This is a genomic window from Paraburkholderia largidicola (assembly GCF_013426895.1).
Taxonomy (GTDB): Bacteria; Pseudomonadota; Gammaproteobacteria; order Burkholderiales; family Burkholderiaceae; genus Paraburkholderia; species Paraburkholderia largidicola.
Window position 1 is genome coordinate 1116176 of record NZ_AP023175.1, and the last position, 22442, is coordinate 1138617.

Below are 22442 nucleotides of genomic sequence, written 5' to 3' on the forward strand. Positions count from 1 at the left end.
ACCCGCTTCACACGCTCACACAACGTTCGTCATGTCTGATCTCGCTACACCGCTTCCGCGCCGCTTCGACATCAATCCGAAGCCGCTCGCCCTCTCCCTCCTTCTAGTCGCGCTCGGCGCGGTCTATCTCGCGCAAACCGTCAGCGGCCGGCAGGCGGCGCTCTACGTGGTGGGCGCGCTGCTCGGCATGTCGCTGTATCACGCGGCATTCGGCTTCACGTCCGCGTGGCGCGTGTTCATCGCCGATGGCCGCGGCGCCGGACTGCGCGCGCAAATGCTGATGCTCGGCATCGGCGTGTTGCTGTTTTTTCCGGCGCTGTCGGCAGGTTCGCTGTTCGGCCATCCCGTCGCGGGGCTGGTGTCGCCTGCGGGCACGTCGGTGATCGTCGGCGCGTTCATGTTCGGGATCGGCATGCAGCTCGGCGGCGGCTGCGCGTCCGGCACGCTGTACACGGTCGGCGGCGGCAGCACGCGCATGCTGGTGACGCTCGCGGCGTTCATCGTGGGCTCGGTAGTCGCCACCGCGCATATGCCGTTCTGGACCGCGCTGCCGTCGCTCAAGCCGACTTCGCTTGTTACGACGCTGGGCGCCGGCTGGGCAATCGTGGTCAATCTCGCCGTGTTTGCGGCGATTGCCGCGCTGACGGTCGTCATCGAAAAACGCCGGCACGGGCGCCTCGTCAACGACGCGCCGCGCGCCGTCAACACGTCGCCGTGGCTGCACGGCCCGTGGCCGCTGTTCGCCGGCGCGGTCGCGCTCGCACTGCTCAACTTTGCGACGCTCGCGTTGTCTGGCCGTCCGTGGGGCGTGACCTCGGCCTTCGCGCTGTGGGGCGCGAAGCTCTTCTCGCTGGCGGGCATCGACGTCGCCAACTGGCCTTACTGGAGTTCTCACACAAATGCCACTGCCCTCGCATCGTCCGTTACACGCGATGTCACGAGCGTAATGGATGCGGGCATCGTGCTCGGCGCGATGGCTGCGGCCGCTTTGGCGGGCCGCTACGCGCCTGTGTGGCGTGTGCCCATGCGATCCCTCATCGCGGCCGTCGTGGGCGGCCTGATGCTCGGCTACGGCGCCCGGCTGGCCTACGGTTGTAACATCGGCGCGTATTTCAGCGGCATCGTGTCAGGCAGCTTGCATGGCTGGCTGTGGCTCGTCGCCGCATTTGCTGGCAACGTCATCGGCACGCGGCTGCGACCCCTTTTCGGACTGGAAGTCGAACGTATCCGCCAAACCGGCTGTTGAGCCGTTACAAACTCCGGCCGGGTCTGTAACAACTCAGACCGCAGTCGTTACAAATTCCTACCCGCTTGTAACTCCTTTTCGTTACATCTCGGGTTATCCCTCATCCGCTAACCGGCAGCGTATTTTTTACCTGCCGGTTTTTTGTTTTCTTTCTCTCCGCTTTCTGAACTCATATGGTTTTCGCATAAGCCAGATTGCATGCGTAAATCGGAAACTCTTGCTTGAAGCCTTATCTGACAAGGGTTTAACCGAAGGCCGCTGCAAACGTTTTCCGCCTGCCTGGCGATTATGACGCGTCCATGAAAGAGTTACCGAAACGAGTGTTGTTTTGTCGTATCTTTTTTTTGAGAAAGGTGTTGATTTTCGGAAATCCTGTTCATACAATTCCGCCCAAGCTGTTACGAAATGTAACGGCTTGTATCAAAGGTTGGCCGGTTGTATCTGTGCACCAACTTGACGCCGGAAATCTTCAGTGTCCGGCGGGGCATAAGACCATAACGGCAGAAAATGCCGATAAGAGTAATTCGGGGCTTCGGAAAAGAGAAAATGGACCGTAGCAGCGAGACGCTGGATTCAATCCGCGAAATCAATTTGTCTTACATCATGCTCGCACAACGCATGTTGCGCGAGGACAAGGCAGTCGGCATGTTCCGCCTGGGCTTGTCGTCGGAGCTGGCTGATATTCTTGCCGGGCTGTCGCTCGCGCAGATCGTCAAGCTGGCCAGCTCTGATCAGCTTTTGTGTTTCTTCCGCTTCAACGACCACACGATGTTGTCGGCGTTGACGCACACGTCCCGTCACGCGGAAGTGGCATCGACGCATGCCGCCATCCTGCTGGCCGGACAGCCCGCAGAGCAGTTCGCTTAAGACCGGAGAGGACTGCCATGCTGAAAAAGAGCCTTACCGAAGACGCGCAGGAAGTGTTCCGCGCGATCGCACTGATTGAACTGGGCGCGCGCATGCAGGTGCTCGAAAGCGAGCTGACGCTGTCGCGCGACCGGATGATCCGCCTGTACCGCGAGGTCAAGGGCGTATCGCCGCCGAAGGGCATGCTGCCGTTCTCGGCGGACTGGTACATGACGTGGCTTGCGAACATTCACGCATCGCTCTTCTACAACACGTACCTGTTCCTGAAGAACGAAGCGCGCTGCTCGCACCTCGACGCGCTGACCAAGGGTTATCGCCTGTACCTCGAACATTGCCGTCACAGCGAGACCGAGCCGGTGCTCGATCTGACGCGTGCATGGACGCTCGTGCGTTTCTTCGACGCCGACATCCTGCAACTGACGCCCTGCTGCCGTTGCAGCGGCAAGTTCGTCGCGCACAAGCACGACCTGCAGCACAACGTCGTGTGCGGCGCCTGCCAGCCGCCGTCGCGCGCGGGCAAGACGAAGAAAGCCGCTGCCGCGAAGCGCGAGGCGGAGAAGGACATCGTTTCCGTACCGCAAGTCGCGGAAGAAATCGAAGTACTCGAAGAACAGATGCTCGAGGAAACTGCGTTGGCGGCCTAGCGCCGCGCATCGCTCAGTCCATCCGAAGCTACGCATCATCTTGAAGCCGGTCTCGCGAGACCGGCTTTTTTTCGTCTGCGCTCTATGCGGGCTTCAAAGCCTCAGCCTGCGAACCCGAACGTCTGCACGACCAGCCAGATATTCGCCGCGCTGATCAGGACGAACAGCGCCCAAGCGATGATGCGCGTCGGTAGCCGGTTCGTGAATTCGCCCATCAGCGCGCGGTCGTTCGTCATGCGGATCAGCGGATAGAGCGCGAACGGCAACTGCAGGCTCAGCACCACCTGACTCGCGACCAGCAACTGGCCGACGGCGCCGTTGCCGAGCAACTGCACGCCGACGAGCGCGGGAATCAGCGCAAGCGCGCGCGTGATGAAGCGCCGCTGGTAACACGGAATCTTCAGTTGCAGAAAGCCTTCCATGATGACCTGTCCGGCCACCGTGCCCGTGAACGTCGAGCTTTGCCCTGACGCCAGCAGCGTGATCGCGAACAACACAGCTGCGAAGCCCGTGCCGACGATGGGCGCGAGCAGCCGGTAGGCGTCTTCGATTTCGGTGACCTGGGTATGCCCCGTCGAATGGAACGCGGCCGCCGCGAGAATCAGGATCGCCGCGTTGATCAGCAGCGCGAGAAAGAGCGCGACGATCGTGTCGATACGCGACAGCGAGATCGCACTCGCGATGCCATCGTGGTCGCGCTTGATCGCGCGCGTCTGCACGATCGACGAATGCAGATACAGGTTATGCGGCATCACCGTCGCGCCGAGAATGCCGATCGCGAGATAGAGCGGCTCGCGTTCGCTGACGGCTTGCCACGACGGCACGAGCCCCGCTGCGACGGACGGCCAGTGCGGATGAACCAGCGCCAGTTCGATGACGTAACCGAGGCCGATGGTCGCGACCAGGCCGAGCATGATCGCCTCGAGGTCGCGAAAATTCTTGCCCTTCAAGCCGAGCACGATCAGCGTGTCGAAGGCAGTGAGAATCACGCCGACCGTCAGCGAGCATTTGAACAGCAGATGAAACGCGAGCGCGCCGCCGAGCACTTCGGCGAGATCGCAGGCGATGATCGACAGTTCGGCGAGCAGCCATTGAATACGCGCGACGCCGGGCGAATAACGCGTGCGCGACAGCTCCGCGAGATTGCGGCCCGTCACGATGCCGAGGCGCATGCTGAGACACTGCAGGACCATCGCCGCGAGGCTCGACAGCACCACGACGAACAGCAGGTTATAGCCATAGCGTGAACCGGCTTCGATATCGGTGGCCCAGTTGCCGGGGTCCATATAACCGATCGACACCAGCAGACCGGGGCCTGCGAACTGAAGGATTTTTTTCCAGAATGGCGCGGACTGCGTGACGGTCACGGAGCCCTGCACCTCGGATGGGCAGAACGGCGCGGTAGCGGTGGTTGGAAGTTTGAACTGCAAAGCCGGTGACCTCGAGGGAGTGATATCGCAGTGCGGTGGGTGTTGGTCGCTATCGCGAACGTGGATCGCTGCCGCGAAACGGCTTCAAGTGTACAAAGAAATATGGGGACGTGTCCCGGGAGGGGCGTGGAGTGCTTCCACGGCGCTGGTTGGTGGGTTTGCTTTTTCGTCGGTATCCGCGGAAGTGGTAGGTGCTGCCGGGGTGTGGTTAGCTTTGCGCTGGCATCCGCGTTTTGCCTTCGTGCTTCAAGCGTTGCCCCTGTGCGGGGCGGCACCTACTTTTCTTTGCCGCCGCAAAGAAAAGTAGGCAAAAGAAAGCGGCTCACACCGCCAGCCCGAATTCCCATCCACGGCCCCCTACGGCCCCACCCTTCACACGGCAACATCTTTGTTTGCGTGCGTTGCCAACGCTCCAAATAAGCGCCTCACCCGCTTCGAATACCCGTACAAAGGCATGTGGCAGCGAATGGTATGTGCCGCCCAGGTGGCAAACTGTGTGTAGGTTGTCGCGGCGTATAGCTTGGCGCTCCTACAGTGTGGGGCGCGTGCGCTATCGGTCCGAAGTGAGGCGTGGGGAGTACCTGGGCCTACACACAGTTTGCCACCTGGGCGGCCGTGGACGATCTGGCTCGGCGTGCTGTAGTGCGGGCGTGTGAAGCGGGTGAGGCGCACTGCAAGAGCGCTGGCAACGGACGTGGGTCACGTGGTTGCCGTGTGAAGCGTAAGACCCTTTGGGGGCCCTCAGGCAAATACGAGAACTGGCGGTGTTAGCCGCTTTCTTTTGCCTACTTTTCTTTGCGGCGGCAAAGAAAAGTAGGTGCCGCCCCGCACAGGGGCAACGCATGAAGCACGCTAACAAAACGCGGATGCCAACGACCGCACGAGCAAACCAAACCGCTCGCGCAGCCACCACCGAATACCAGCACAAATACCAGCAAACCCACCCAGCGTCGCAGACAAAAAAACCTACCGCTTCGCCACTTGCTGCGATTGCGCGCCGTCGGCGCCGCCGACATCAGCCTTCACCTCCCCCCACCCCCCGCCGAGCGCGCGAATCAGGTTGACCGTGGCGACAGCCTGCGTCCCCGCCAGATGACTCAATTGCAGTTGCGACTGCAACGTCTGCCTCTGCGCATCGATCACATCAAGATAGGCGACTTGCCCTTCCTGATACTGCGTCTGCGACAAATGCTCCGCCCGCTTCGACGCATTGACAGCATCATTCTGCTCACGCGTCTGATCAGTCAGCAAGCGCAGATCGGACAGATTGTCCTCAACCTCACGAAACGCCACGAGCACCTGCTGACGATACTGCGCCACATCCTCGTCATACTTCGCGCGCGCATTCGCGAGATTCGCCTTGCGTCGTCCGCCGTCGAAGAGCGGCACCGTCAACGCCGTACCAGCGAACGGACCAAGCAGGAACGCGCGGCTCGACCACTGGAACAGATCGCCGAGCGTCGTCGACTCGTAACCGAACGCACCCGTGATATCGAGCTTCGGGAAGAAAGCCGATTTGGCCAGACCGATCCGCGCATTGGCGCCCGCCATCGCGCGCTCCGCCGCCGCGATATCCGGCCGACGCTCCAGCAACGCAGACGGCAATCCAGCAGGCACGCGCGCCGTCACAGGAGCAAGCGGCGTCTCGGGGAACGAGAACTCCGCAGGCGCCTTGCCAAGCAGAATCGCGAGGCTGTGCTCGGACGCCGCGCGCTGACGCGCCACGCCAACGGCATCGGCACGCGCCGTCGCCAGTTCATTGCGGGCGCGTGACACGTCGAGCTCGTTGATGTCGCCTTCGTTGAAGCGGCGCTCGACCAGTTTCAATGCGTTCTCGCGCAACGTCACCGTCTGACGATACAAACTCAACTGCGTGTCGAACTCGCGCAACTGAAAATAGTTCTGCGCGACATCCGCCTGCAACGCGAGTTGCACCGAGCGGAACAACGCTTCGCTCTGCGCCTGGTCGGCACGCGCGGCGTTCACGTTCGAGCTGACGCGGCCAAACAGATCGACTTCATACGCAGCCGTCACCTGGGCGCGCCACAGCGTTTGCGTCGGTACATGCGCGTCGTTCGGCTGGAACTGCGAAGCGGGCGACAGACGCTCGCGCGTCGGCCCGAAACCCGCATCGAACGACGGGAACCAGTCCGCACGCGCCTGCTGCGTCAGCGCACGCGATTCCTGCACGCGCGCCGCGGCTGCCTTCAGGTTCTGGTTCGCATCGCCGGCCTGCTTTTCCAGATCGTTGAGCGTCGAGTCGCCGAAAATCGTCCACCATTCACCGCGATGCGCTTCCTCGGCGGGCTCAGCCGTCTTCCACGTGCCTGCTTCGCTCGCAGGCAGCGGCGTCGCCGCTGCATCCGTCGTCGTTGCCGTTACGGGCGCTTCCTTGAAGGCCGCGGGCGTCGCCGCATCGGGCCGCTTGTATGTCGGCTCGACCGAGCACGCCGCGAGCAGCAACATCAGCAGCGTGCTTGCTGCCGCGCGACCCAGGCCGCCCATCTGTTCAAAGCTTTTCATTGTCATTTTTTTCTCCATCAGGCGTCCGTCGTATGCGCGACGAGATGCGGCGAATCCTTCTGTGCAACGTGGATCTTGCCGCCCGCCAACGTCCGCAGCACCACGTAGAACACTGGCGTCAACATCAGGCCGAACAGCGTCACGCCCAGCATCCCGAAGAACACGGCCACACCCATCGCGTGACGCATTTCGGAACCCGCCCCGCTCGACACCACCAGCGGCACCACGCCCATGATGAACGCGATCGACGTCATCAGAATCGGACGCAGACGCATGCGGCTCGCTTCGATAGCGGCCTGCAGCGGCGTACGCCCGTCGTGCTCCAGTTCACGCGCAAACTCGACGATCAGAATCGCGTTCTTCGACGCCAGCCCCACCAGCACCATCAAACCGATCTGCGTGAAGATGTTGTTGTCACCCTGCGTGAGCCACACACCCGCCAGCGCGGACAGCACGCTCATCGGCACGATCAGGATCACCGCGAGCGGCAGCGTCAGACTCTCGTACAGCGCAGCGAGCACGAGGAACACCAGCAGCACGCTGATCGGGAACACCCACAGCCCCGCATTGCCCGCGATGATCTGCTGATACGTCAGATCAGTCCATTCGAGCTTCACACCCTTCGGCAACACCTGTGCCGCGATGCGCTCAGCGGCTGCCTGCGCTTCACCCGACGAGTATCCAGGCGCCGGGCCGCCGTTGATATCGGCCGCCGTGTAGCCGTTGTAGCGCACGACCATTTCCGGACCATACGTCGGCGTCACCGTCACCAGCGACGACAACGGCACCATGTCGCCATTCACGTTGCGCGTCTTCAGTTGCAGGATGTCGTCGGCCTGCTGGCGGTACGGCGCATCCGCCTGCACACGCACCTGGTACACACGGCCGAAACGGTTGAAGTCGTTCACGTACAGCGAGCCGAGATACACCTGCATCGTGCTGAACACGTCCGTCACGGGCACGCCCAGCTGCTTCGCCTTCACACGGTCGAGATCGACGTTCACCTGCGGCACGTTGATCTGATAGCTCGAGAACGTCGGGCCGAGTTCGGGCGTCGTTGCAGCTTTCTTGACGAATGCTTCCGTCGCTTTGTTCAGCTCCGTGTAACCAACCGCGCCGTGATCTTCCAGCTGCATCTTGAAGCCACCGAGCGTGCCGAGACCCAACACAGGCGGCGGCGGAAACACGGCGACGAACGAGTCCTTGATCGCGCCGTACTGCTGGTTCAGTGCACCTGCAATCGCACCCGCCGACAGCGCCTTGCCCTTGCGGTCATGGAACGGCTTGAGCGTCACGAACACGATGCCCGCGCTCGAGCTATTCGTGAAGCCGTTCACCGACAGACCCGGGAACGCCACCGCGCTTTCGACGCCCGGCTGCTTCAGCGCAATCGCGCCCATGTCGCGAATCACCTTCTCGGTCCGATCGAGCGACGCGCCGTTAGGCAACTGCGCGAACGCGATCAGATACTCCTTGTCCTGCGCCGGTACGAAACCGCCCGGCACGGCACGCGACACCAGCACCGTCAGGCCCAGCAGCACCGCGTACACGACGAGCATCGCGCCCTTACGCTTGAGCACGCCGTTCACGCCGCGCCCATAGCTTTCCGAGCCGCGATGGAACACCTTGTTGAAGCCCCTGAAGAACGGTCCCAACACGCGGTTCATCGCGCGCGTCAGCCAGTCTTCCTTCACGTCGTGGCCGCGCAGCAGCAGCGCTGACAAAGCAGGCGACAGCGTCAGCGAGTTGAACGCCGAGATCACCGTCGAGATGGCGATGGTCATCGCGAACTGCTTGTAGAACTGGCCCGTCAGACCCGTCATGAACGCGAGCGGCACGAACACGGCGACCAGCGTCAGCGCAATAGCGATAATCGGCCCGCTCACTTCCTGCATGGCCTTGTAGGTCGCATCTCGCGCGCTCAAGCCACTTTCGATGTTCCGCTCGACGTTCTCTACCACCACGATCGCATCGTCGACCACGATACCGATGGCAAGCACCATCCCGAACAACGACAGCGCATTGATCGAGAACCCGAATGCAAGCAGCAGCGAGAACGTACCGACGATCGACACGGGCACCGCGATCAACGGAATGATCGAAGCACGCCACGTTTGCAGGAACACGATCACCACGATCACGACGAGCGCAATCGCTTCGAGCAGCGTGTGCACGACGGCTTCGATACTCGAACGCACGAACTGCGTCGGGTCATAGACGATCTTGTACTCGACGCCCGCCGGGAAGTCAGCGGCGAGTTCCTTCATCGTTGCGCGCACTTCGTCGGAGATCTGCAGCGAGTTCGCGCCCGGCGACTGGTTGATCGCCATCGCCACAGCCGGCTTGTTGTCGAGCAGCGAACGCAGGCCGTATTCCGAGGCTGCAAGTTCGACCCGCGCGATATCCTTCAGATACGTGACCGCACCGTCGGGCGCCGTCTTCACGACGATGTCGCCGAACTCGGCCTCTGTCTTCAGACGGCCGCGCGCGTTCACCGACAGTTGCAGCGGCGTGCCAGGCACGGACGGCGATGCACCGATCACACCTGCTGCCACCTGAATGTTCTGCTCGCGGATCGCGTTGACGACTTCCATCGCCGTCAGATTGCGTTGCGCGACCTTCGCGGGATCGAGCCACACGCGCATCGCGTAGTCGCCCGCGCCCCACAGCTGCACCTGCCCGACGCCCTTGATCCGCTCCAGGCGGTCCTTCACGTTGAGCAGCGCGTAGTTGCGCAGATACGTCATGTCGTAGCGGTCGTTCGGCGAGATCAAGTGCACGACCATCGTCAGCGTCGGCGAGCTCTTGATCGTCGTCACGCCGAGACGCTGCACGTCTTCCGGCAGACGCGGCAGCGCCTGATTCACGCGGTTCTGCACGAGCTGCGTCGCGAGATCGGGATTCGTGCCGAGCTTGAACGTGACCGTCAGCGTCAGATTGCCGTCGCTATTCGCCTGCGACTGCATGTACAGCATGTTCTCGACGCCGTTGATCTGCTCTTCGAGCGGCGACGCAACGGCCTCGGCGATCACCTTCGGATTCGCGCCCGGATATTGCGCGTGCACCACCACGGAAGGCGGCACCACTTCGGGGTATTCGGAGATCGGCAGCTGGAACACTGCGATCAGCCCGCCCAGCAAAATCAGGACCGATAGCACGCCAGCGAAGATCGGCCGGTCGATGAAGAATTTGGATATGTTCATGTAAAGCTCTTGATATTGGAGCGCTTACGTCTTGTGCGCATGCATCGAAGGATTGCGTGTAGGTGTGGACCGATCACGAATCCTTGCGCGCCTTCGTGCGCGGCTGCGCCTGTGCCTGCGCTTGCGGTTCGGCGTGCTTCTGCTTCGATCCGTTCAGCAGCGCCTGCTTCTCTGCCTGTGCGTCGTCTGCGACGGGCGCGCTATTCGCGTCGCCATCGCCCATCGGCACCATGTGCGCGCGGACCTGCGCGCCCGGACGCACGCGCTGCGTGCCGTTCACGACGATGCGGTCACCCGCGTGCAAGCCACCCTTCACGACGCGCAGATTGCCCTGCAGGTCGCCAGGCTGAATCTCGCGATAGGCGACGTGATCGTCCTTATCGACGACGAACACGAACTTCTTGTCCTGGTCCGTGCCGATTGCGGCATCGTCGATCAGCAGCGCGCCGTGTGGCTCGCTGCCGCCCACTTTCACGCGCGCATACAGACCCGGCACGAGCGAGCCGTCGGCGTTGTCGAAACGCGCGCGCACGCGGATCGTGCCCGACGACGTATCGAGGCGGTTATCGACCGACTGGATCGTGCCCTTGCGCGAATAGCCTGTTTCGTTGGCGAGGCCGAGTTCGACGGGCACCTTGTTGTCGCCCTTCACCTGGCTGATGTACTGCAGGTACGTCTGCTCGTCGGCGTCGAACTCCGCGTAGATCGGCGAGACGGACACCAGCGTCGTCAGCGGCGCGGCGCTTGCGCCCGCGTTCACGACGTTGCCGAGGGTGATCTCCGCACGCGAGACACGGCCCGCCACGGGCGCGACGATCTTCGTATAGCCGAGATTGATCTGCGCGGTTTCGAGCGCGGCCTGCGCGGCCTTCACGTTCGCTGTCGCTTCGCGCGCGGCGTTCTGCTTCTCGTCGTAGTCGCGCTTGGCAATCGCGCTATCGCCGATCAACCGTTGCGCACGCTCCCAGTCGCTTTGCGTATAGCCCGCGCGCGACTGCGCGGCCGCCAGTTGCGCGGCCGCGCGATCGACTTCCGCCTGATACGGACGCGGATCGATGACGAACAGCACGTCGCCCTTCTTCACCAGCGCGCCGTCCTGGAAGTTCACGGACACGATCGTGCCCGACACGAGCGGTCGCACGTCGACCTTTTCTACCGCCTGAAGACGGCCCGAGTAGGTTTGCCAGTCGGTAATGGTTTTCTGCACAACAGTGGCGACGTCGACTTCCGGGACGATAGTCGGCGCGGCTTGCGCGGGCGCGCGTGCGTCGACGCGAATCGCGCCGAACGTGCCGAGGCCGGCAATCACAAGCACCGCTAGCGCCGCAACCGCCAGCTTCGAACGCGAGAGAGGAAAAACAGACATGACAGACTCCGGATTTAATTTAGTTAATAGAAGTTTGTTTATCGGAGTGCGCGCTCATCGAAGCGCCACTGGAAGAATCGGACCGCCTCGAGCAACGCCGCCGGATGATTGGCCAGCGCCGCGTGCGACACGCTCGGGTAGCGAACCACCTGCGTCTGCACGCCCGCATCGATCAGATTGCTTGCGTACTTCTCCGCTTCGACGTGCAGCACGTCGTTTTGCGCGGTTGCAATCAGCGTCGCGGGCAAGCCGGCGAGCCGCACCGATTCGAGCGGCGCGGCATACGGATGCATGCGCTGCGCGGCCTGCGGCAGATACGCGCGATAACACGCCGCGCATTCGCTCGCCGTGATGTCCGAGCTCAGGCGCTTCTCGTCGCCAAGACGCGTGAGGCTCGGATCGAGCATCGGTCCGAACAAAGCCTGCGCATCGATCCGCACATCCCCGCGATCGCGGCCGATGAACGCAAGGCAATTGGCGAGCGAGCCACCCGCATCGTGGCCCGCTACGCCGATTTTTTTCGTGTTGCCGCCGAACGCCCGTGCGCGTGTCTGCACCCACAGCGCGGCGCGGTGCGCATCTTCGGGCGCAGCAGGAAACGGAAACTGCGGCGCGAGCGAATAGCCGACGGACACGACGAGTGCCGGCGTGTGCTGCGCGAAATAGCGTGCGGCGTAATCGGCTTCCTCGATCGAGCCGCGCACGAAACCACCGCCGTGAAAATAGAGCAGGATCGGCAGACCGCTTTTCGCGGCGGCTCGCCGGTAAAGGCGCAATGTGATGTCCTGCGCGTACCCTTCGATGCGCACGTCGGTGACGTCGAGCGACGCGGCGTTTTCGCCGAGGCTCGCGCCGGACGGAACAAAGGTGTGACGCGGGTTGAATGCATCCATGTCGGAACAGCGCAATGCGCGAAGCTATCGAATGGTGCGAATTGTGGGACCAGCAGACTTCCAAATAAATGCCTATAATCCGGCAACACAATTCGGTGCACCTGAACAATCGAATGACTTTATTCGGCGCCTTAGCCAATCGTTAAATGGCTGATGCGGCTGCTTCACCAGTGCTCCGGCTCTTTCGGAGGTTTGCAATGGACCGACTCCAGGCCATGCAAGTGTTCACCCGGGTCGTCGACACCAACAGCTTCACCCGGGCTGCGGAAACGCTCGATCTACCCCGCGCTTCCGTCACGACGATCATCCAGAATCTCGAAGCGTTTCTCGGCACGCGCCTCTTGCATCGCACGACACGCCGTCTGTCGCTGACGCCCGACGGCGCTGCGTACTACGAGCGTTGCGTGCGCATTCTCGCGGACGTCGAAGAGACGGAACAGAGTTTCCAGAGCGGCAACAAGAAGCCGAATGGGAAGCTGCGCGTCGACATGCCGGGATCGATCGGGCGACTGCTCGTGATCCCCGCGCTGTGCGAATTCCACACGAAGTACCCGGATATCGATCTGCAACTCGGCTTGTCCGACCGCCCGGTCGATCTGTTGCAGGAAGGTGTGGATTGCGTGGTGCGGGTCGGCGCGCTGCAGGATTCGTCATTGGTCGCACGCAGAATAGGGTTATTCGAAGGCGTGACGTGCGGGGCGCCCGCGTATATCGAACGCGCGGGTATTCCTCAGACGCTCGACGATCTCGAGCAGCACAAGGCCGTCAATTACTTCTCGAGCCGCACCGGCCGGATTATGGACTGGTCGTTTCTCGTCGACGGCAAGGAAGTCGAGGTGAAAATGAAGGGCGTGGTGTCCGTCAACGACGCGGATGCCTACGTGACGTGTGGCCTCGAAGGCTTTGGCCTGATCCAGCCGCCGCTCTTCATGGTCCTGCCGCATCTGCGTTCGGGCCAGCTCGTCGAAGTGCTGCCCGACCTGAAACCGCTGCCAATGCCTATTTCGGCGGTGTATCCGCATAGCCGGCATCTGTCGTCGAAAGTACGTGTGTTCGTCGACTGGATTGCGGAGATATTCGATCGCTGCCCGCTGCTGAGCGGCCGCGCAAGCCTCGACAAGACCTGCACGCAACGCACGTTCGAGCAGAAAGAGACGGCGCCGGAATTCAAAACGCCCGTCATGACAGAGTGGGTCGCGTAGGCCGCCAGGCCTTTGTTTAAGGGACGATCGCGGCATCGCGCCGCGATTGTTCTGAAATTGCGACAATTCATTTCATGAAAGCCGGGTTTATCGCCCGCGCGTCAAAGCCTACATTTCACCCTGTCGCAACGCCGGACCATATCGGCGTAGCAAATGAATCTGAATCGACAGGAGTGAATCATGAAGCGCAATCTGCTGGCAGGTCTTGCTCTCTCGCTGCTCGTCAGCGCACCGGCATTTGCCGGCGGTGGCGGTGGCATCGGCCGCGCAGGATCGTACAACGATCAATGGTGGCAACACTCGGCTAGCGCATCGGCACCGAAGTCTCGCGCAGAAGTGCGCGCGGAAGTGACCGACGCGTATCGCGACGGCACGCTGCCTTCGCTGAACAAGACCTCGTACCCCGAACAAGGCCTGATCGGTCGCACGCAAGCCGAGCGCCTCGAAGCGCAAAGCGACGGCAGCGTGCGCGTCGCGCGCGGCCAGTAACGGTTATTTTATTTTGATCGCAGGAGTCAAACATGAGCCCATCGGAACTCGATGACTGGGCCTCGGACATTCCCGTCTGGACGCCCTATCGCTCGCACTAAGTGTGCGCCAGAAGATAGCGAAGTGTGTGTACTGCGCTCAATCGCATGAAAGCGATTGAGCGCTTTGCATGGGTGCGGATTTAACGTTCTGCTCTACGCAATTAGCGTTGTGGCACGCCGTTGCGCCATTCGCCCCAATGCGAAACGATGTCCTGAACGAGTGGATTGCCCGCACGGTAGAGGTTCTCGAGCGCGATACTGAATCCGCCTTGCGCGGCGTAATTGAGCAGATTGTCGGCGCTCGTCTGTCCATCATAAGGGCGATCGAAATCCGAACCCGCGCGCAATACCGCAACGCGATTCAAATCGACGCGGTGGACGCTGGCGGCACGCTTCAACGCTTCATAGGTTGAATTGTCTTCCTGTTGTGTCGTGCAGTAGACGCCCTTGTTGTCGGTGAGAATCTTCGTCCAGTCGCGCGCGCGTTCGCCCAGCTTCGTACCGGACCACCATGTATCGCCTGCTAGCGTGTCGCACTGAATCACGGTGGGCGGACGATTGGCGGGCGCATAGCTGTATTTGGCGCGCGCGTTTTGTGCATCCATGTTGTCGGCCAACACCACGTGGCGCGACAACGCAAAAGCCGTATCGGCAAGCCGTGTATTTAGCTGGAACACTTCCGTGCGGTAATCGAGCGGCGGTTTCTCCGAGGGGCTTTTCGTATTGATGCCGAGATAGCCGGTGTTCCAGCCCGGCGGAATTTCGCGTCCGTCGATTTCCCACTGAATACCGAAGTCGACAAGGTACTTGGCCCACGCAGCGGAGCCGACCGTCCCTTGAATCGGATCGATGCCCGCAATGCCCGCCACCATGAAGTACGTGTGCCGCAAATCGAAACGCGACGAAAACGCGAGCGCCATGGTCGATGCAGCGGCATTCGTGTGGCCCATGCCCGTCGTCATCACGCAGATGTCCTGCCGGTTGCAATGGATGTTCGGATAATCCGGCGAGAGACCCGCGACAGGAATGTCCTGCCAGGGCCCGAGCTTATCGAGCCATACCTGTCCTTCCGGCCCGAACATCGAAATGATCATCACCTTGACGGGCCGGCCGTGCGATTCGCCGTTGCCTTGCGCGAAGTTGTCGTCCTGCGCATTCGCCAATGGCGAGATTGCCGTGCATGCCGCCAGTGCCAGAGCCGTCAATGCGCCTACCGTGCGAGTTACCATGACAAGTCCTTTCTTTAAACTCGTTAAAGGATGGGGAATGGAATGCATGCCCTCGCGTAACAGGGCGGAGCTAAGTATAGGCGGCGTCGAATTGTTTTCCATTAGCTAATTCCACTTGTCATTTCGAATAGCTGATTCGCATAAATCGAAAAAGCACTGCAATACGAAAAGCGTGCGCCAGAAACGAAAAAGGCCCGCGAGCGTTGCATCGAGTGCATCATTCGCGGGCCTTTGAATCAGGTATCGACGCTTAGTCGAGCGACGCTTCCGTCCTCACTCTCGGTATATCCGGCTCGAAAAACACCCAGCGCACTTGCGGAAATGTCGCCTGCAAATCGGCTTCGACGATATTGATCGCGTCGACCATTGCGCGGCCGCTTTCATAATCGATCATCTCGGCCTGCACCGCGACGACCACATGTCGGCCCCATTGCAGCGTGATCAGATTGATGATGCTGCGTATCTCTTTACGCGTGTGCAAATACGCTTCGATTGCGCGCCGCACTTCCGGGCTCGCGGACTCGCCGATGATCATCGACTTGACTTCGCGGGCGACCAGATACGCAATCACCATCAGCAACACACCGACACCGATCGAACCCCACGCATCGAACATGGGGTTGCCCGTGATCATCGTCATCAGCACGGCGACGAAGGCAATCGCCAGACCGAGCAGCGCGGCCACGTCTTCGCCCGTGACGACGAGCAATTCCGATTCGCGCGTTTCGCGAAACCATCGCCACATCGACTTGTCGGGATTGGTCTTGCGGATTTCCCGGATCGCGCCCATCAGCGAAAAGGTTTCGAGCACTACCGAAATGCCAAGCACGGCAAGCGCGATATACGCATGCGACAACGGCTCATGCGCCATCAGACGATGCACGCCCTCATAAACGGAAAACACGCCGCCGACGAAAAACAGCAGCAGCGCGACGACCAGCGAATAGAAATAGATTGCGCGCCCCGCGCCGAGCGGATGCAACGGGCTCGCGGGACGGCGCGCCTGCTTGAGGCCGAACAGCAGCAATATCTGGTTGCCGCAATCGGCCGTCGAGTGAATGGCCTCGGCGAACATCGACCCTGAGCCCGTGAAAGCAGCAGCGGCGAACTTGCAAACCGCGATGCCGAGGTTCGCCGCCAGCGCGTAAAAAATGGCCTTAGGTGATTCTTCTTTCATAGGCTCTTCGAGTTGTCGTGATGCGATTGGAGTGAGAAAGAATCAAACGACTTCGACGCGCGGCGCGCCATCGTGCAACTCGCCGATCACCACGGCGCGATCGAAGCCGTCCGCGCGAAAGATCGCGAGCACGTCGTCGACGGCAGCAGGTGCGCACGACACCAGCAGCCCGCCCGACGTCTGCGGATCGGTCAGCAACGCGCGTGCCGTGTCGGGCAGCGAATCCGCCAGACGCACGTCGTCGCCATACGATGCCCAGTTACGGCCCGACGCACCCGTGACGACCCCCGCCGCCGCGAACGCATCGACGCCTGCAATCCAGGGCAGATCCGCGTAACGCACACGCGCGGTCAGTTGCGCGCCGCGCGCGAGTTCGAGCGTATGGCCGAGCAGGCCGAAGCCCGTCACGTCCGTCATCGCGTGCACGCCTTCGAGTGTGGCCAGTTCGGTGCCCGGGCGGTTGAGCTTCGTGGTAGCCGCGATCATCGCCGCGTAGCCCGCCGAGTCGAGTTGATTCTTCTTGAGCGCCGCCGACAGCACGCCGACGCCGAGCGGCTTGCCGAGCACAAGCACATCGCCCGCCTGCGCAGACGCGTTGCGCTTCACGCGTTTCGGATGCACGACGCCGATTGCGGCCAGACCGTAGATCGGCTCGACGGAGTCGATCGAATGGCCGCCCGCGACGGGAATGCCCGCCTGCGTGCACACGTCCTCGCCGCCGCGCAGCACGGCCGCGATCACGTCGTGCGGCAATACGTTGATGGGCATACCGACCAGCGCGAGCGCGAGAATCGGCTTGCCGCCCATCGCATAGACATCGGACAGCGCGTTGGTCGCGGCGATGCGGCCGAAGTCGTAAGGATCGTCGACGATCGGCATGAAGAAGTCGGTCGTGGCGATGATCGCCTGCTCGTCGTTCAGCCGATACACGGCAGCGTCATCCGCGGTTTCCGTACCGACCAGCAGGTCCGGAAACAACGGCATCGGCACGCTGCGTTTCAAAAGATCGGACAGCACGCCCGGCGCGATCTTGCAGCCGCAGCCGCCGCCATGCGAGAGGCTCGTGAGTCGTGGGACATTGGAACTGACAGCGGATTCGCTCATGATAGTGATGTGACAGAGGGTCGATAACGGCTATTATCCGGCAATCCACGCAAGCGCTGTCGAACAGGTTCACGCAAAGAGAAACGCGCCGTCGTTCGCATCACGACGGCGCGTTCCGTTGGAGAAAGGTGTGCGCGTTTAGCGGCGTTCGAGCGTCGCCATCTCCCGAACGATCACGAGCAGCATCGACAGGGTTGCGCCGCCCGCCGCGCGCAAATCCGTCAGCAGTTGCGCGTAGCGCGCGAGCGCGTCCTCGCGTTTGGCGCGCCACGCTTCGACGACGCCTTCCGCAGTCGTCGCCTCGGGCGCTTCCGTGAGCGCGCTCGTCGTCAGCACGCGCTTGAGCCGCGCGAGTTCGGCGAGCGCAGCGGCCCGCGCCATCACGTCCCAATGCGTCGATGTCGGCAGCGCCTCGGCGCGCTCGCCGATCCAGCCGTAGTTCAGTTGCGTGCCCAACGCGAAGTACACGCCTGCGACGAGTTCGAGCCCGCGCTCGGTCGTCGCCGACACTTCCGCGATATCGAGTAGGGCAGCCGGTATGTCGCCGCTCGCGACGCGCACCGCCAGTTCGCTGTCGACGCCCGCATCCACCAGCACGCGCTGCCGCTCGGACAAGGCTTCGAGTTCCGCGCCGGGCAACAGCATCGGCAATTGCGGTGCGAGCCGCTGCGCAGCGTCGCGGCAGCGCGCAATCAGTTCCGTCACACCGCCGTCCTTCACTTCGCCCGATTGCAGATGCCGCAGGAACCACAACGCGGCGCGCTCCAGCAGCTTCGTGATCTCGACGAACATGCGCGCCTGCACGTCGTCCGCGACGCGGTTGTCGAGCGCGTCGATGTTGCGCCACACTTCGTTCAGATCGAACACGTCGCGCGCAATCATGCACGCCCGCACGATGTCGCCGGGCTTCCCGTCGGTCTCCTCCATCATCCGGTGCACGAACGCACAGCCGACACGATTCACCAGCGCATTGGTCAAATGCGTCGCCAGAATCTCGCGGCGCAGCGGATGATGATGCATCGGCTCGCTGAAGCGCTGACGCAGCGGCTTCGGGAAGTACTCGGTCAACATGCCCGCCACCAGCGCATCTTCCGGCACATCGGTTTCGAGCAACGCATCGTAGAGCCACATCTTGCTGTACGCGAGCAGCACCGCGCGCTCGGGTGAAGTCAAACCCTGTTTTGCGGCAAGACGTTCGTTGATCTCGTCTTCGGATGGGAGAAATTCGATCACGCGATTCAAGCGGCCCGCGCGTTCGAGATAACGCATCATGCGCATTTCGGCGTCGAATAGTTCGGCCGCATAGCGGCCTGCAATCGACAACGCCTGCGTTTGATAATAGTTGTCCTGCAATACGAGCAGGCCCACTTCCTCGGTCATTTCCGCGAGCAAGGCATTACGCTGCTTCTCGGTCATCTCGCCATCCGCGACGACGAGGCCGAGCAGAATCTTGATGTTCACTTCGTGGTCCGAGCAGTCGACGCCCGCGGAATTGTCGATTGCATCGGTATTCAGGCGGCCGCCGCGTTGCGCGAATTCGATGCGCCCGAGTTGCGTGAGGCCCAGATTGCCGCCTTCCGCGACCACCTTGCAGCGCAGATCGCAGCCGTTCACGCGCACTGCGTCGCTGGCCTTGTCGCCGACCTGCGCATGCGTTTCGCGGCTCGCCTTCACATAGGTGCCGATGCCGCCGTTGTACAGCAGATCGACGGGCGCCTGAAGAATGGCGCGCACCAGTTCCGAGGGCGCGAGCGCGGCGGCCGTGATGCCGAGCATCGATTGCACGGCCTGCGAAAGCGGAATCGTCTTCGCGGTACGCGCGAACACGCCGCCGCCTTGCGAGATCAGTGCAGGGTCGTAGTCGGCCCAGCTCGAACGGTCAAGATTGAAGAGCCGCTGACGCTCGGCAAAGCTCGTCGCGGGATCGGGATTCGGGTCGAGGAACACATGCCGGTGATCGAACGCAGCGATCAGGCGAATATGCTGCGACAGCAGCATGCCGTTGCCGAACACGTCGCCCGACATGTCGCCGACGCCGACCACGGTGAAGTCCATCGACTGTGTATCGACGCCCATTTCGCGGAAGTGGCGCTTTACCGATTCCCACGCGCCGCGCGCGGTGATGCCCATTTTCTTGTGGTCGTAGCCGACCGAGCCGCCCGATGCAAACGCGTCGTCGAGCCAGAAGCCATATTCCTGCGAAATCGCGTTCGCGTAGTCGGAGAACGTGGCCGTGCCTTTGTCGGCGGCGACCACGAGATAGGGATCGTCGGGATCGTGCCGAACGACGTCGGGCGGCGGCACGATCTGGCCGCCCACGCGGTTGTCGGTGAGATCGAGCAGCCCGCGCAGGAACGTCTGATAGCACGCGACGCCTTCGCGCATCCACGATTCGCGATCGGTCGGCGGCGGCGGATTCTTCACGACGAAGCCGCCCTTCGATCCCACCGGCACGATCACGACGTTCTTCACCATCTGCGCCTTCATGAGGCCGAGCACTTCCGTGCGGAAATCCTCGCGACGGTCGGACCAGCGCAAGCCGCCGCGCGCGACACGCCCGCCGCGCAGATGCACGCCTTCGACACGCGGCGAATACACCCAGATCTCGAACATCGGCTTCGGCTCGGGCAGGCCCGGCACTTTTGCAGGATCGAACTTGAACGACAGATAAGACTTCGGCTTGCCGCTCTCGTCGCGCCGGTAGTAGTTCGTGCGCTGCGTCGCGTTGATCACGCCGAGGAACTGGCGCAAGATGCGGTCTTCGTCGAGATTCGGCACTTCGTCGAGCGCGCCTTCGATCGTCTTCAACAGCCGTTCGACGCGCGTCTCGCGCGTCGTGGCAGGCGCCGGATCGGACCGCGCAATGAACAGTTCGACGAGCATGCGCGCGATGGCGGGATTGCCCGTCAAGGCACGCTCGATATACGCGTCGCTAAATGTGGAGCCCACCTGGCGCAGATACTTCGCGTAGGCCCGCAAGATGATCACTTCGCGCGCACTCAGTTGTGCGCGCAGCACGAGGCGGTTGAAGTTGTCGTCTTCGATATCGCCTGTCCAGACACGCTCGAACGCATCTTCGAACAGGCCCTTCACACGCTCGATGTCAAACTCGGTGTCGTCGGCCAGTTCGAGTCCGAAGTCATGAATCCATGCGGGCGCAGCACCCGGCGCTTCGATCAGGTAAGGCCGCTCTTCGTCGACGCGCACACCCAGATGTTCGAGCATCGGCAGACTGCGCGACAGCGCGATCGGATCGCCCACGCGATACACCTTGAAGCGGAACGCGCGCGGCCCCGCTTCGATGGGCCGGTACAGGTTCATCGCGATCTGCTCGGTGCCCTGCACGCGCTCGATCAGTTCGATATCGCGCACCGCCGTGCGCGCCGGATAGTCGTCGCGATAACCGGCCGGAAACGAATCCGCATAGTGCTGCAACAGGCGGTTGCCCTGCTCTTCACCGAACGCGTCGAGCAAGGCATCGGCAAGATCGTCCTGCCAGCGGCGCGACACCTGGATGAGCCGCTGTTCGAGTTCGCGCGTATCGACATCCGTCATCGCGCCCGGCTCCGCGTGCACGACGAAATGAATGCGCGCGAGCGTCGACTCGGACAGCAGCGGCGTGAACTCGACGTTCGTGCCGTTGAACGCGCTCATCAGCAGCCTGGCGATGCGCCGGCGCAAGTCGGTGTTGTATTTGTCGCGCGGCACGAAGGCGAGGCACGATACGAAACGGTCGAATCGGTCGCGCCGCACGAACATCCGCGTGCGCTGATGTTCCTGCAAGCGCAGCACGCCCATGGCCGTGTCGTAGAGTTCGTTCTCGTCAGCCTGGAAGAGTTCATCGCGTGGATACGTTTCCAGCACCGTCACCAGCGATTTGCCGAGATGTCCCTTTGGCAGAAAACCCGCGCGCCGCACGATGTTCGCGCATTTGCGGCGCACGATCGGAATTTCCGTAGCCGATGCCGTATAAGCCGTCGAGGTATACAGCCCGATAAACCGCCGCTCGCCGTTGATCTTGCCGTCCGGCCCGACGAGCTTCACGCCGACATAGTCGAGATAGCCGGGGCGGTGCACCGTCGCACGCGAATTGGCCTTGGTCAGAAAGATCGGCGTCGCGCCCGCGATGATATCGGCGGCGGCGGCCGGCAACGGCGTCACCTCCGACGCGCCCTGAGGCCGCAACGATTCGCGCAGGATGCCGAAGCCCGAGCCCGGCACGCCGCGCAAACCGTACTGGCCGTTATGCGTGACGAGTTCGTAATCGCGCTGGCCGAGAAACGTGAAGTGATCCGCGACCATCCACTCGACGAACGCACGCGCTTCGACGCCTTCCGGGCTCGTCTCGCGCGCGGCCATGTCGCGGATCGTCGTGCGCGCTATCTCCACGATCTTCGGCCAGTCTTCGACGGCCGCGCGCACATCGCCGAGCACCTTCGCAATCTCGTTGCGCAATGCGTCGAGCTTCGCGGCATCGCCGCAGCGGTCCACTTCGAAGTGAATGAACGATGCGAGTTGTGATTGGCCATCGTCGCTCGACGCGCCGCCGGGCGCGATGCGCTCGATGCCGCCGTCCTTGCCGCGCCATATGCGAAATACGGGGTGCAACACGGAGTGCAGCGACAGGCCGAGACGGTTCACGGCCATTGAAACCGAGTCCACCAGGAACGGCATGTCGTCGTTGACGATCTCGATGACGGTGTGATCGGAATGCCAGCCGTGCTGTTCGAGAATCGGGTTGTAGACGCGCAAACGTTCGCTGCCCGGCACGAAGCGTTGCGCTGTTTGCCAGTGCGCCATCGCGGCGCCGTAGAGATCGGCGATGCCGCGGCTTTGCAGATCGTCGGCGTCGGCGAAATCGTAGTAGTGACGCAGGAATGGCTCGACGGCTGCGAAGGCGGGCTCGGGCAATCGTCCTCGCGCGAATTCGACGACATCGTTGAGCAGATGAGCAACGGCTTCTTCGTTCTTCGCTTGCATGACGTCCTCCGCGACGGGCGACAATCGATTGCATAGACTGAAGCGCAT

At 62.3% G+C, this 22442-nt stretch carries 14 protein-coding genes; 5 read left to right on the top strand and 9 right to left on the bottom strand.

What is annotated here, in order from left to right; translation table 11 throughout:
• The first annotated feature begins 31 nt into the window (after positions 1–31).
• From PPGU16_RS21605 to flhC, 3 genes are all read left to right on the top strand, one after another.
• Positions 32–1246 (top strand): YeeE/YedE family protein, encoded by a 1215-nt coding sequence (locus PPGU16_RS21605; protein ID WP_180724792.1) that lies wholly within the window; start codon positions 32–34, stop codon positions 1244–1246.
• Positions 1247–1792: 546 nt separating this feature from the next.
• Positions 1793–2113 carry a flagellar transcriptional regulator FlhD gene (gene flhD, locus PPGU16_RS21610; protein ID WP_007585797.1) on the top strand — a complete coding sequence of 107 codons (321 nt, stop codon included), beginning with the start codon at positions 1793–1795 and terminating at the stop codon, positions 2111–2113.
• 17 nt (positions 2114–2130) lie between these two features.
• A complete protein-coding gene (gene flhC, locus PPGU16_RS21615; RefSeq protein WP_054933767.1) occupies positions 2131–2757 on the top strand; it encodes a flagellar transcriptional regulator FlhC in 627 nt (208 codons plus the stop codon).
• A gap of 101 nt (positions 2758–2858) precedes the next feature.
• Here the strand turns inward: flhC and PPGU16_RS21620 are convergent, their stop codons facing one another.
• The 5 genes from PPGU16_RS21620 to PPGU16_RS21640 form a co-directional block, all read right to left on the bottom strand.
• Positions 2859–4187: an Nramp family divalent metal transporter gene (locus PPGU16_RS21620; RefSeq protein ID WP_180724794.1), complete on the bottom strand. Its 1329-nt coding sequence runs from the start codon at positions 4185–4187 to the stop codon at positions 2859–2861.
• Between the two features lie 966 nt (positions 4188–5153).
• On the bottom strand, positions 5154–6710 hold the full coding sequence (locus PPGU16_RS21625; protein WP_180725172.1) for an efflux transporter outer membrane subunit: 1557 nt from the start codon (positions 6708–6710) through the stop codon (positions 5154–5156).
• A gap of 17 nt (positions 6711–6727) precedes the next feature.
• Positions 6728–9913 (bottom strand): efflux RND transporter permease subunit, encoded by a 3186-nt coding sequence (locus PPGU16_RS21630; protein ID WP_180724795.1) that lies wholly within the window; start codon positions 9911–9913, stop codon positions 6728–6730.
• Positions 9914–9986: 73 nt separating this feature from the next.
• Positions 9987–11279: an efflux RND transporter periplasmic adaptor subunit gene (locus tag PPGU16_RS21635; protein WP_180724796.1), complete on the bottom strand. Its 1293-nt coding sequence runs from the start codon at positions 11277–11279 to the stop codon at positions 9987–9989.
• Positions 11280–11317: 38 nt separating this feature from the next.
• Positions 11318–12172, bottom strand: coding sequence for an alpha/beta hydrolase (locus tag PPGU16_RS21640; protein WP_180724797.1), 855 nt, complete (start codon positions 12170–12172; stop codon positions 11318–11320).
• A 197-nt stretch (positions 12173–12369) separates the two neighbouring features.
• On the opposite strand from PPGU16_RS21640, the gene PPGU16_RS21645 reads away from it, so the two are divergent.
• Complete coding sequence (locus tag PPGU16_RS21645) at positions 12370–13374, top strand: LysR family transcriptional regulator (protein ID WP_180724799.1); 1005 nt, start codon at positions 12370–12372, stop codon at positions 13372–13374.
• Between the two features lie 180 nt (positions 13375–13554).
• Positions 13555–13863 carry a DUF4148 domain-containing protein gene (locus tag PPGU16_RS21650; protein WP_180724801.1) on the top strand — a complete coding sequence of 103 codons (309 nt, stop codon included), beginning with the start codon at positions 13555–13557 and terminating at the stop codon, positions 13861–13863.
• Between the two features lie 202 nt (positions 13864–14065).
• Here the strand turns inward: PPGU16_RS21650 and PPGU16_RS21655 are convergent, their stop codons facing one another.
• From PPGU16_RS21655 to PPGU16_RS21670, 4 genes are all read right to left on the bottom strand, one after another.
• Complete coding sequence (locus PPGU16_RS21655; RefSeq protein WP_180724802.1) at positions 14066–15133, bottom strand: purine-nucleoside phosphorylase; 1068 nt, start codon at positions 15131–15133, stop codon at positions 14066–14068.
• Between the two features lie 250 nt (positions 15134–15383).
• Positions 15384–16310: a cation diffusion facilitator family transporter gene (locus tag PPGU16_RS21660; protein WP_180724804.1), complete on the bottom strand. Its 927-nt coding sequence runs from the start codon at positions 16308–16310 to the stop codon at positions 15384–15386.
• 42 nt (positions 16311–16352) lie between these two features.
• Complete coding sequence (gene selD / locus PPGU16_RS21665) at positions 16353–17414, bottom strand: selenide, water dikinase SelD (RefSeq protein WP_180724805.1); 1062 nt, start codon at positions 17412–17414, stop codon at positions 16353–16355.
• A gap of 138 nt (positions 17415–17552) precedes the next feature.
• Positions 17553–22394 carry an NAD-glutamate dehydrogenase gene (locus PPGU16_RS21670; protein ID WP_180724807.1) on the bottom strand — a complete coding sequence of 1614 codons (4842 nt, stop codon included), beginning with the start codon at positions 22392–22394 and terminating at the stop codon, positions 17553–17555.
• Positions 22395–22442: the final 48 nt, after the last annotated feature.